The 12,382-nt window shown below is 61.9% G+C and carries 11 protein-coding genes; 6 read left to right on the top strand and 5 right to left on the bottom strand.

The features are described 5' to 3' along the window. Positions 1-128 precede the first annotated feature (128 nt). Complete coding sequence (locus tag OH720_RS22945; RefSeq protein WP_272603008.1) at positions 129-800, bottom strand: DUF3313 domain-containing protein; 672 nt, start codon at positions 798-800, stop codon at positions 129-131. Then, a complete protein-coding gene (locus OH720_RS22940; RefSeq protein ID WP_008056276.1) occupies positions 800-1,120 on the bottom strand; it encodes a hypothetical protein in 321 nt (106 codons plus the stop codon). The genes OH720_RS22945 and OH720_RS22940 overlap by 1 nt, the downstream gene beginning before the upstream one ends. A gap of 162 nt (positions 1,121-1,282) precedes the next feature. On the opposite strand from OH720_RS22940, the gene OH720_RS22935 reads away from it, so the two are divergent. The 5 genes from OH720_RS22935 to OH720_RS22915 all read left to right on the top strand — a co-directional run bounded on the left by OH720_RS22935 (position 1,283) and on the right by OH720_RS22915 (position 7,488). Next, entirely contained in the window at positions 1,283-1,990 is a 708-nt protein-coding gene (locus OH720_RS22935; RefSeq protein WP_272603007.1) for a response regulator, read from the top strand. Positions 1,991-1,998: 8 nt separating this feature from the next. Further along, a complete protein-coding gene (locus OH720_RS22930) occupies positions 1,999-3,345 on the top strand; it encodes an ATP-binding protein (RefSeq protein ID WP_272606506.1) in 1,347 nt (448 codons plus the stop codon). 94 nt (positions 3,346-3,439) lie between these two features. Continuing rightward, positions 3,440-3,940, top strand: coding sequence for a sigma-70 family RNA polymerase sigma factor (locus OH720_RS22925; protein WP_180203549.1), 501 nt, complete (start codon positions 3,440-3,442; stop codon positions 3,938-3,940). 40 nt (positions 3,941-3,980) lie between these two features. Next, on the top strand, positions 3,981-4,964 hold the full coding sequence (locus OH720_RS22920; RefSeq protein ID WP_272603006.1) for a FecR family protein: 984 nt from the start codon (positions 3,981-3,983) through the stop codon (positions 4,962-4,964). A 136-nt stretch (positions 4,965-5,100) separates the two neighbouring features. Continuing rightward, positions 5,101-7,488: a TonB-dependent siderophore receptor gene (locus tag OH720_RS22915; protein ID WP_272603005.1), complete on the top strand. Its 2,388-nt coding sequence runs from the start codon at positions 5,101-5,103 to the stop codon at positions 7,486-7,488. A gap of 68 nt (positions 7,489-7,556) precedes the next feature. Here the strand turns inward: OH720_RS22915 and OH720_RS22910 are convergent, their stop codons facing one another. Next, the gene (locus tag OH720_RS22910; protein WP_272603004.1) at positions 7,557-8,708 is read right to left on the bottom strand and encodes an MFS transporter; all 1,152 of its coding nucleotides are present in this window, start codon (positions 8,706-8,708) and stop codon (positions 7,557-7,559) included. Between the two features lie 167 nt (positions 8,709-8,875). On the opposite strand from OH720_RS22910, the gene OH720_RS22905 reads away from it, so the two are divergent. Continuing rightward, positions 8,876-9,868 carry a diaminopimelate epimerase gene (locus OH720_RS22905; RefSeq protein ID WP_272606505.1) on the top strand — a complete coding sequence of 331 codons (993 nt, stop codon included), beginning with the start codon at positions 8,876-8,878 and terminating at the stop codon, positions 9,866-9,868. A gap of 110 nt (positions 9,869-9,978) precedes the next feature. On the opposite strand, the gene codA is transcribed toward OH720_RS22905, so the two are convergent. Then, positions 9,979-11,226: a cytosine deaminase gene (gene codA / locus OH720_RS22900; RefSeq protein WP_272603003.1), complete on the bottom strand. Its 1,248-nt coding sequence runs from the start codon at positions 11,224-11,226 to the stop codon at positions 9,979-9,981. A 313-nt stretch (positions 11,227-11,539) separates the two neighbouring features. Next, positions 11,540-12,370, bottom strand: coding sequence for an alpha/beta fold hydrolase (locus OH720_RS22895; protein ID WP_272603002.1), 831 nt, complete (start codon positions 12,368-12,370; stop codon positions 11,540-11,542). Positions 12,371-12,382: the final 12 nt, after the last annotated feature.

Here is a 12,382-nt window from a genome sequence, read left to right as displayed (position 1 = left end):
GCAGCGCCGGCCACCTTGCGGGCAACCCGGCTTCGACAGTGATTGGGGATAACCGCGAAATGAACTTATTTGGCAAGCTGTAGTAGTTCAGTTTTCTGCACCACTCCGTAGGAGCATTAAGTCGCCTCCTACTGGCGCATCGCAAGATACGACTTGCGCAGGTCGCTGGCCCAGCCGTCGAGCACGCCCTTGACGTTTGCCGTGGTGATCACCTCTTTGTCGTTTTCCAGCGGCACTCCCGTGCCCTTGCGCACCACTTTGGCGACCAGGGTCCTGTTCCCGCCATCGACAAAGGCTACTTCGGTGGCAATTTCACTGTCCTGGTCACGGATCCCGGTGGCGGTGCTGACACCTGCCGCAACCAGGGTGATCGGCAGCCATTCGTAAAAGCGCAGGCCCTGTGTGCTGGCCGTCACTCGCGTGATTGCCGGCCGCACGATCAGGGTTTTGGGGCCTGGGGTGGTGACCACGGTCAAGACCTTGCCCAGCTCGTGCTTGAGCGCCGCATCGTAGTACCAGGTCGTGTCGTCAAGCGTGGTCTGTGGCAGGCGCTTGCTGGGTGCGGGCTGCGGGTAGTACCGGCTCGGTTCGATATAGACCTGCGTGTAACGGTTGAGCTCAAGGGTCGGGTTCACCCAGCTCAATACCGGCTCCCCCGAGGGTGACTGGTGCTCCGTCAAGGCGCTGTAGTCTTTCAGAAAGCCTGAATAGGTGTCCGATGATGCGACTTTTTTGTTGCTGCACGCCGAGAGGACGAGGGTTGCAACGGCCAATAGCGGTAGCGAGTAGCGCTTTCTCATCAAGGTGTTCCTGGTTGGAGGGTGGAGCCTGGAAGGTCTTCCGAGCATTCGATCCGCAGATCGCCATGAGCCATGATCCACTGGGTGAACTCGGCGATCGGCACGCGGTGGATGTATTCCACCCAGGTGCCGGTGGTCGGGCTGTATTGCTCGAAATAGCGGCGCAGCACGACATGGGTCCGATCGTCGGTCAGTCCCAGGCACGATTGCTGGAATAAAATCGGCTCATCCTGCGCTGGCGCACTGGTGCGCTGGTTCAGGATCACCGAATGAGTGCTATCGGTTGTCTCGGTCGCGTAGGCGATGTTCGAACCCTGCATGGAAGACCTCATGAATTGGAATTCGCGCAGGGTGCCGCAGGGGGGTTGCGACCGTATGTCCGATTGATGTCAGGCGGGCAGGAATGTTGCTGGATTGAAATATATGACCCTGAGAGCGGAATGGTTTTAGATACGCTCTTTTTTCGCCGTGGATCCCTGAACGTGAGCAGACTGCTGATCGTCGACGACGATGTGGAAATCCTGTCCCTGCTGAAGCAGTTCTTTGTGCAGCATGCGTACGAGGTGGACCTGGCCACCCATGGTGAGGCCATGTGGGCGATGATCGAAAAAAACCGCCCGGACATCATCATCCTAGACCTGATGCTACCCGGCGAAGGTGGCCTGAGCCTCTGCCAGAAACTGCGGGCGCAGACGGATATTGCGATCGTCATGTTGACCGCGATGGGTGAACTGAGCGACCGCATTGTCGGCCTGGAACTGGGCGCCGACGATTACCTGACCAAACCTTTCGACCCCCGGGAGTTGCTTGCCAGGCTGCGTGCCGTGCAGCGTCGCGCCGGCGAGAAAAGCCCGGGGCACGAGCCGACGCGTCCGGTCATCACCTTCGCCGATTGGCACCTGGACATCACCTGTCGCGAATTGCGTTCGCCCGAGGGTGTGATGATTCCGTTGTCCGCCGGCGAGTTCGATTTGCTGCGGGTGTTTCTCGAGCATCCGCAACGCATTCTCACCCGCGAGCAGTTGATCGACCTGACGCGTGGCCAGGGCCACGATGCCTATGACCGCAGCATCGATGTGCAGGTCAGTCGACTGCGACGCAAGATCGAACCGGACAGCAAGCGCCCGGATCTCATTCGTACCGTGCGTAACGGTGGGTACATGTTCTGCGCCAAGGTGACCCGCTCGTGATCCGTCGCATGGTCGCTCGAATAGTCCCGCGCGATACCCTCAGGTCGCGGATCGCCCTGACCATCGTCGCGGCGATGCTCGCTTCGCTGCTCCTCAATGGATTGTTCGTGCAGCTTGCTGGCACCTGGGGCCGCCCGCCCATTGAGCGCACCGGCCTGCTGGAGCAAATCGCTGCGAATGTCCGGGTGATCGAGGCGGCGCCTGTGCCGTTGCGCCCGTCATTGGCCGCCGCCGCGAGCCACCCGATGCTCGAAGTGGTCTGGCACGGCCAGCGGGGCGACTTCCATCTGCCCCCGGGCGGTACGCAGGTGGGGCCCGAACATTCGCCGCTGCACCGATTGCTGGGCGATGTTGCGCGCCGCATTCAAGTCTTCAACCCCAGCGACTGGCCGAATGAAAGCCCCCGGGCGCACTACGTGGCACTCGTTGAACTGCGCGATGGCAGCTGGCTGTCGTTCACGCCGCCGGAACGCAGCTGGGGGCTCGATTCAAGCGTACGGATCGCGATCATCATCGCCCTGGGGCTGGTGGCCACCCTGCTGGTCGCCTGGATTGCCACACGGCAACTGGCCAGCCCGCTGCAACGTTTTGCCAGCGCTGCACGGCGCTTTGGTGATGACTTGCGCGCGCCGCCGATCAAGATCGAAGGCCCCGATGAGATACGCCAGGCGATCATTGCCTTCAACACCATGCAGGCCCAGATCCGACACTTTCTCAGCGAGCGCACGCAGATGCTCGCGGCCATTTCCCACGACTTGCGCGCCCCCCTGACACGGATGCGTCTGCGCAGCGAATTCATGGAAGACCGGGAACAGCAGCGCAAAATGGTGCGCGACATCGAAGAAATGCAGACGATGATCAACGCGGCGCTGGGGTTTTTCCGTGATGAAAGCCACGGGGAACACGCCACGGCATTCGACCTTTCGGAATTGCTGCAAACGATCGTCGACGATTTCCGCGACCAGGACATCGACGTCCACTTCACAGGTCCCGCCCACCTGGTGTACGACGGCCGCCCGCTCGGGATCAAGCGCGTGATCGTCAACCTGCTGGAAAACGCCGTGAAGTATGGCCGCAAGCCAGGTATCGAGTTGAAGGGGGACGGGCAAAGGGTCTGTATCGAAGTCAGTGACGAGGGCCCCGGCATCCCCGAGTCCGCCCTCGAACAGGTGTTCGATCCCTTCTACCGCCTGGAGACCTCACGCAACCGTGACACCGGTGGGGTGGGACTGGGACTCTCCGCTGCCCGGGCGATCGTTCGTGAGCAGGGTGGCGAGCTGACCCTGCGCAATCGCGACGGCGCAGGGCTGGTGGCGCGTGTTGAACTGCCCGGTACTCGCGGCGCCAAAGGCTAACGAGCGTTAGCCTTTGGCCGCTCAGCCGCAAACCGTTGCCTTGGGTTAATAGGAAGCATTACTATTCACACCCTCGTCTCCACAGCACACCGCAATGACCCCCAAGCTGCCCCGCAGACACGGCTTTTTCGAGCACTACGAAGAGTTGGTTGGCACCTGGACCCGTCGCCTGAGAAACCGTCAGCAGGCCGAGGACCTGGCCCACGATACCTTCGTGCGGGTGCTCGAGTCGGATTCGGCGACGGTGCAGCAACCGCGGGCCTATCTGCACCAGACCGCGCGCAACATCGCGGTGGACGGTTATCGACGTGAGGATCGGCGGGGCGCCATGGAGTCGGAGGCGATCGATGAAAGTGTGTCGTCATCCGGCGACCCGGAGCATTACATGCAAGCGATCCAGTTGGCTGATTCCATCGAACGGGCGCTCACCGAGCTGCCGGTCAACTGCCGCAAGGTGTTTGTCTGGCAGAAAATCGAAGGCCTGACCCAGGCTGAAATCGCCGAACGCCTGGGTCTGTCCAAGAACATGGTGGAAAAGTATATGATCCGCACGCTGCGGCATCTGCGCGACCGCCTTGAAGGACTGTACCCATGAGCGGCCGCGCTTTCTCATCCCCAGCCAAACAGGAACTTCCATGATGGATACTCGTGATTGTGCGTGCGGGCAAACAACGGTTCGCGATGAAGCGGCGCGGTGGTTTGTGCGTTTGCAGGAACCCGCCGTCGATGTCGACGCGCAACGCCAATTCGAAAGCTGGCTGAAGGAACACCCTCAACACCGCAGCGAATTCCAATTGCTCCAGGGCCTGTGGACAGCCGCTGACCTGTTGCCGGCGGCGCGTCTGCGGGCGTTGTGTGAAGAAGCGCCGGCGCGCAGCAAACGGCGACCGATATTGCGCTATGCGGTGGCCGCCAGTGTGCTGGCGGTAGCGGTCGGCTTGGGACTGTTCAACAGTCTGAAGCAACCGTCGCCTTATACGGCGGAGTTTTCCACAGCCCTGGGCGAACGTCGCCAGGTAGCCTTGCCCGACGGTTCGGTGATCGATCTGGACAGCCGCAGCCGGATTCAGGTGCGGTTTGAAAAGAATCGTCGCGCCATTGAGCTGAGCGAAGGCGAGGCGATGTTCAACGTCCAGCATGACAGCAGTCGGCCGTTTGTGGTTGAAGCCGGAAGTGGCAAGGTCACGGTCACCGGTACCCGCTTCGATGTGCGCCGGGGCAGCGCCGAAACCCGGGTCGTGGTGGAGCAGGGCACGGTCAAGGTGCAAGGGCGCTCGGCGGCCGACAATGATTTCGTCAACCTCACCGCAGGGCTGGGTACCCAGGTCGATGCCCAAGGCAGAGTCGCGGCTGCCTACGCGGTCAACCCCGCTGAACTCACGGCCTGGCGCAACGGCAAGCTGGTGTTCAACAACGCCAGCCTGGCCGATGTTGCCGAGCAGGTCTCGCGTTATCGGGACAAGCCGCTCAAGGTCGGCAACGCGGCGGTGGGCAATCTGCGCCTGACCAGCGTGTTCAAGTCCGACAACACCGACGCGTTGCTCAAGGCCCTGCCGAGCATCCTTCCGGTGGCCGTGCGCACGCTCGATGACGGCAGCCAGGAAATAATTTCAAAATAAAATTCAGGTTTTTTTCGAGTTCATCGTCTTCCTGTTCAACTGCAATTGGTTTGCATTAACAAGCGCACACTCTTGCGATCTTCAGGACTACGTTCGACGTGAAAAAACCACCGCTAAAAACAACAATTCCCCTTGGTTGCCGCTGGCCCTTGCACTGGCGGTCAACCTGGCGCTGCCCCAGGCATTCGCTGCCGATGCTATTCACATCCCGGCGCAACCTTTGGGGCAGGCCCTGAGCCAGTTGGGCCAGCAAACTTCGCTGCAGGTTTTTTTCAGTCCTGAACTGGTGGCCGGCAAGCAGGCCCCCGCGGTGGATGGCAATATCGCCCCGGAAGAGGCGCTGCGCCAGTTGTTGCAAGGTAGCGGCCTGCAATACCAGATCAATGAAGGCTCGGTGACCCTGCTGCCGGCCCCGGCCTCTGCGGAAAACGGCCCGTTGGAGCTGGGCATGACCGACATCAAGGTGGTGGGCGACTGGCTCGGTGATGCCGATGCCGCGGTGGTGCAGAACCACCCCGGCGCCCGAACCGTGATTCGCCGCGAGGCCATGGTCGAGCAAGGTGCGATGAACGTCGGCGACGTCTTGAAGCGCGTGCCGGGTGTGCAAGTGCAAGAGGCCAACGGCACCGGTGGTAGTGATATCTCGCTGAACGTCGGCGTTCGCGGGCTGACCTCGCGCCTGTCGCCACGCTCGACCGTGTTGATCGATGGTGTTCCGGCGGCCTTCGCCCCCTATGGCCAGCCGCAGTTGTCCATGGCGCCGATTTCCTCCGGCAACCTCGACAGCATCGACGTGGTACGCGGCGCCGGCTCGGTGCGTTATGGGCCACAGAACGTCGGCGGGGTGATCAACTTCGTGACCCGGGCGATCCCGGAACAAGCCTCGGCTGAAATCGGCAGCACGCTGGAAACCTCCCAGCACGGTGGCTGGAAGCACATCGATACGCTGTTCGCCGGCGGCACCGCAGACAACGGCATGGGCGTGGCGCTGTTGTATTCCGGGGTGAATGGCAACGGTTATCGCAAAAGCAACAATGGCAATGACATCGACGACGTGATCCTCAAGACTCACTGGGCGCCGACCGATGTGGACGATTTCAGCCTCAACTTTCACTACTACGACGCCAGCGCCGACATGCCCGGTGGCCTGACCCAGGCCCAGTACGACGCCGATCCGTTCCAGTCCGACCGTGACAACGACAACTTCAGCGGTCGCCGCAAGGACGTGTCGTTCAAGTGGATTCGGCAACTCGACGACCGCACCCAGGCCGAAGTGCTGACCTACTACTCCGACAGTTTCCGTGGCAGCAACATCGCCGCTCGCGACCAGAAGACCTTGGGTTCGTTTCCGCGCACCTACTACACCTATGGCATCGAACCGCGTGTGTCCCACGTGTTCGACGTCGGCCAGACGACCCAGGAAGTCAGCGTCGGTTATCGCTACCTGAAAGAAGGTATGCACGAGCAAGCGAGCCGTCTGGGGCTGAACAGCAGCAACGAACCGGTGGTGACCAAGACGTCGGACGGCCATGTGTACCAGGACCGTACCGGTGGTACTGAAGCCCACGCGGTGTATGTCGACAACAAAATCGATGTCGGCAACTGGACCATCACCCCGGGTGTGCGTTTCGAACACATCCAGACCGAATGGCATGACCGCCCGGTGCTCGACACCGCGGGCAAGCCGGTGCAGGAAAAACGCCGCAGCATCGAGAGTAACGAGCCGCTGCCGGCGCTGAGCGTGATGTATCACATGTCCGATGCCTGGAAACTGTTCGCCAACTACGAAACCTCGTTCGGCTCCCTGCAGTATTTCCAGCTCGGCCAGGGTGGCGTGGGTGACGAAACGGCCAACGGCCTTGAGCCGGAAAAAGCCAAGACCTACGAGATCGGTACGCGCTACAACGATGAAGTGTGGGGCGGTGAAGTGACGCTGTTCTACATCGACTTCGATAAAGAGCTGCAATACATCAGCAACGATGCGGGCTGGACGAACCTAGGCGCCACCACGCACCGCGGTATCGAGGCTTCGGTGCACTACGACATGGCCGCGCTGGACCCTCGCCTCGCCGGCCTGACCGCGAACGCCGGCTACACCTACACCCGTGCGGTCTATGAAGGTGAGATTCCGGACTTCAAGGGGCGGGACCTGCCGTTCTACTCGCGCCAGGTGGCGACCGCCGGCCTGCGCTACGACATCAATCGCTGGACCTACAACCTGGATGCCTTCGCCCAGTCCAAACAACGCTCCCCGGGCGTGGCGGTGAACGCTGACGGCAGCTTCAGCAACAACTACATCACCGAAGGCACGGCGGATGGGCAGTACGGCGACATTCCGGGCTACGTCACCTGGAACGTGCGCGCCGGCTATGATTTCGGTCCGCAGGTGTCGAACCTGAAGCTGGGGGCCGGGGTGAAAAACATCTTCGACAAGCAGTACTTCACCCGCTCCAGCGACAACAACGCGGGCATGTACGTCGGTACGCCGCGTACGTTCTTCGTGCAGGCCAGCGTCGGGTTTTAATAGCCGAAGATCAAAAGATCGCAGCCTTCAGCCGCTAATACAGAGGAGCAGGTTGCGATCTTTTCGCGTTAAACCTTCAACACTTTCCCGCCAATCGCCACCGCCAGCAGCAACAGCGCCATCAACCCGAAGGCAAAACTCAGACTGGCGGCATGGGCGACAAATCCGATCACCGCAGGCCCTGCGAGAATCCCGGCGTAACCCAGGGTGGTAATGGCTGGCACGGCGATACTTTGCGGCATCACGGTCTGCTTGCCCACCGCGGTGTACAGCACCGGCACAATGTTCGAACATCCGGCGCCCAGCAGTGCATAACCCACCAGCGACGCTTCCCAGCTGGGGGCGAACGTGGCCAGGAATAGTCCGGCCGCTGCCGTCATCCCACCAAAGACAATCACCCGCGTCGCACCCAGGCGACGCACGATTGAATCACCGGTCAACCGGCCCACCGTCATGGTCAGGGCAAATGCCGCATAACCCAATCCGGCGTAGGCCTTGTCGATGCCGCGTTCCTGAGCCAGGAACACCGCGCTCCAGTCCAGGGCGGCACCTTCGGCTAGGAACACAATGAAACACATCCCGCCGATAAACAGCACGATGCCGTGGGGAACAGCGAACGCCGGCCCCGAACTTTCGCTGCCATAGGGCAGCATGTGCGGGGCAGCCTTGAGTAGTGCAACCAGCAGCAACACAATGACCACCAGCATCGCCCCCAGCGGCGCGAGCCCCAGGCCGAGCAGCGCACTGACGCCCGCCGCGCCGACGATTCCGCCCAGGCTGAACAACCCGTGAAACCCCGACATCATGTTTTTGCCACTGGCGCGTTCGACGATCACCGCCTGCAGGTTCACCGTCGAATCCACGGTGCCGAGGCCCGCGCCGAACATGAACAATGCGCCGATCAAGGCCGCAATTGACGATACCGTGGCCAGCAGCGGCAGCGCCGCACAGATCAGCAAGGTGCCACCGGTCGCCACCTTGCGGCAACCGAAGCGCGTGGCCAGGAAACCGGCCACGGGCATTGCCAATATCGAGCCCACGCCGAGGCACAACAGCAGCAAACCCAGGGTGCCTTCATCCAGCCCGGCCCGCGCCTTGGCATATGGCACCAGCGGTGCCCACGCGGCGATGCCGAAGCCGGCGATGAAAAAGGCGATGCGCGTGGACATCTGTTCCAGGCGCCCTGGCACGAATGAGGTCTGGGTATTGAGGTTGGTCATATCAATCCTTGGAAAAAACGTCGCGTCTGCAAGGGACAGTGAGCTGGCCCCGAGGGTTCGTTCAGCGTCGGCGATCTTGCGCGCCCAACAGGCTGACATCCTTGCACAGCCCGAGCGTGTTTCGCGATATGTTGTGGCAGAACCAGATGTCCAACAGGGAGGGCGCCATGGCGCGGATGTACGATGCACGGGGCAATATCTACAACGTGGTAGCGCCCGAGGCGCTGCGCCAACAGGGTATCAATGTGCCCGATCACGCCGACCGCGCCGCGCAAACCCGCGAGGCCTGGGCGCCCGCGGCCATCGAAGCGTGCTGTGCCTGGGCACCCGGCACGCAACCGCCCGGCAGCAAGGAGCATTGCAGTGACGGTTTGCTGGTCGGGCCGTTTCAGGCATCGCCGCCCTTTGATCTGTTGATCGTCAACACCGACGGCACCCTGGCCGAGCGCAGCGGCAACGGGTTGACGATTTTCTCCCAGGCGTTGAGCGATCTGGGACTGTTTCCGGGCGATGAAGCCTGTGTACTCAGGGTACATCACGACAAATCCGACACACCCTCGCCGGGGCAGACGTCGGTGAAAGCCGCGCACGTCGAGGGTGTGCAGGGTTTCTGGCTCGACCTGGGCCAGCCTGGCTTCGGGCCGTCGGCGGTCAGTGCCGTTGGCGTTGAGGCAGCGCAGATGAACGGCCGTGAGCTCAGCCACGTGCGCCAACTGTCGGCACTCAATGACGCCTGGTCGCGCAGTCAGTTCGCCCGGGTCGGCAATCCGCATTGCGTGACGCTGGTGGACAGTGTTGAGGCTTTGCCAGGCAATGAGCAGATGAGGCAATCGCCATTGGCCGAGGGGCTGATGCGGATCGCTTATGCGATGCCAGCTGGCGGGGGTAAACCCTGTCCGGCAGGGATTAATCTGCAATGGGCGATGCGTGGGTCCGAAGATCATGTCGTCGCGCGGGTGTTCGAGCGCGGTGAAGGTCCGACGGCGTCCTCGGGGACAAGTGCGTCGGCGGTGGCGTGCGCGGCGTGGCGGGTAGGTTGGGTGAGTGCCGGTGAGGTGAAGGTGACGATGCCCGGTGGTACGGCGCCGATTTTGCTGGAGGAAGAGCAGGGGGAGCTGAGTCGGGTCAGCCTGTTTGGTACGGCTCGATTAGTGAGGTGAATTTGAGATCGCCTTCGCGAGCAGGTTCGCTCCCACACTAGTCCTGCGAACACAGTTCCATTGTGGGAGCGGGCTTGCTCGCGAAGGGGCCAGTCCAGTCACAGCAACCTTCAGACCTGTTCGCTGGAAAACTCCACCACCGGCATCGTCCGCTTCATCAACACCTTGCCACCGCGCACCGAATACAGCGGCAAGCCCTGGCTGCGAATCACCTCGTAATCGTTTTCCGCCGAGAGGATCAACAGGTTCGCCGGCCGTCCGGGTTCAAGCCCGTAGCGCTCACCCAATGCCAGGGCCTTGGCGCTGTTGACGGTGACCAGGTCCAGTGCGTTTTGCAGGTTGCGATAACCGAGCATGTGGCAGATATGCAGGCCAGCTTCGAGTACCCGCAGAATGTTGCCGTTGCCCAGCGGGTACCAGGGGTCGACGATCGAGTCCTGGCCGAAACAGACGTTCATGCCGGCTTCCAGTAGTTCGTTGACCCGGGTCACGCCCCGGCGTTTCGGAAAATTGTCGAAACGGCCTTGCAGGTGAATGCTTTCGGTGGGGCACGAGACAAAGCTGATCCCGGCGTGCCCGAGCAGGCGAAACAGCTTGGCGCAGTAGGCGTTGTCGTACGAGCCCATGGCCGTGGTATGGCTGGCGGTGACCCGCGAGCCCATGTCGCGGCTGCGGGCTTCTTCGGCCAGCACCTCCAGGAACCGCGACTGCGGGTCGTCGGTTTCATCGCAATGCACGTCCACCAGGCAACCGGTGCGCTCGGCCAGGTCCATGAGGAATTTCACCGAACTGACACCCTGGTCGCGGGTGTACTCGAAATGCGGAATGCCACCCACCACGTCGGCACCCATGCGGATGGCTTCTTCCATCAGCTCGCGACCATTGCGGTAGGACTCGATGCCTTCCTGGGGGAATGCGACGATCTGCATGTCGACCAGATGCCGGCTTTCTTCGCGCACCTCGAGCATGGCCTTGAGCGCCGTGAGCTGCGGGTCGGTGACGTCGACGTGGGTGCGCACGTGCTGGATGCCATGGGCGGCGAGGGCTCGCAGGGTTTTCCTGGCGCGCACCTTGGTGTCTTCTTCGGTGATGGTGACCTTGCGCTCGCCCCAGCATTCAATGCCTTCGAACAGCGTGCCGCTCATGTTCCAGCGTGGCTCGCCCGCGGTCAGGGTGGCATCGAGGTGGATGTGCGGCTCGACGAAGGGCGGCACCACCAGGTTGCCACCGGCGTCCAGATCGTCGGGGCCCAGGGTCGGCGCTTCGGTCTGCCGGGCGATGTTGCTGATCAGGCCGTTTTCAAGGTGCAGCTCATGCAGGCCTTCCTGGTTGCGCAGCCGGGCGTTGATGATGTGCATCAGGCAGATCCTTTCAGTGAACCGTTTGGACATTACCTCTACGTTAGCTCGGCAGCAGTAAATGCCGCCAGTGGTCTTTTGTAGATATCGTCTTGAGCCTGATTGCGCGACTGTGGCGGGTAAACGCCCGTAGGAGCCAGCGGTGCGGCGACCCGACTTGCCGGCGAAGAACGATGACGCGGTGCAACAGACAAACTGCAGCGCCTGGTTCGCCGGCAAGCCTGGCTCCTACATGCGAAGGCGCCCGAAAGACCAACACAATGCTCAAGGCCGCCGCGCGGTGTATGTCGTCCACATTCTTTAGCGGCTGGCGTCAAACAGCCATTGTCAGTGGCAAAAAACGCATCAACGCAGCGACGATGGCTTCGGGAGCATCCTCCTGCACCAGGTGCCCGGCGTTGACAACAGGGTGAAACTGCGCCCCTGGAATCATCTGCTGCAAGGCCCGCCCGCGTTCGATGGGAATCCACTGGTCGTCCTCTCCCCAGAGAATCTGCACCGGGCAGCGAATCGTCGGGTACAGCCCCTCGGCCTCGTGGGTGTAGCGCTCGTCCATTTGTGCGATCTGCCGATAGAACGCCGCTTGCCCAGGTTCGCCCAGCCACGGTTGCACGTACGGTGCGAGTTCGTCGTCCGGGATGTCGCGCTTGATCGCCCCGCGAATATAAGCCGCCACGACGGCCTGCTGGATGTAATCCGGCAGGCCGCTGAACGCGGCTTCGTGCTGGCGTACATGCTGCACGAACGGTGAACCCCAGGGCGTCAGCGCCACCGGATCGATCAGTGTCAGGCTGCGGTAATCCTTGCCGTTGAGCAAATGGCTGCGCAGGGCGGTCGCCCCGCCGAAGTCATGGGCCACCACATCCGGGCGATCCAGGCCCCAGTGTTCCAGCAATTGAGCCAACAGCTGGTTTTGCACGCTCAGGGAGACGTCGCCATCGACCTTTTCCGATTGCCCGTAGCCTAGCAAGTCGAAATAGTGCACCCGGTGCGTGGTGATGAAATGCGGCGCAATCCTGTGCCAGACAAAGGAAGAGAAGGGTGTGCCATGCACGAACACCAGCGGCGGTCCATCGCCGCGCACGGCGTAGCGAACATTATGCCCATTGAAGCGATAGCTTTGAGCCAGCGGCCAGTCAGTCATTGGCGTGTCCTC

The organism is Pseudomonas sp. WJP1, assembly GCF_028471945.1.
Lineage (GTDB): Bacteria > Pseudomonadota > Gammaproteobacteria > Pseudomonadales > Pseudomonadaceae > Aquipseudomonas.
The sequence above is the reverse complement of the archived record's forward strand: the minus strand, read 5'-3'. Positions and strand labels throughout refer to the sequence as shown.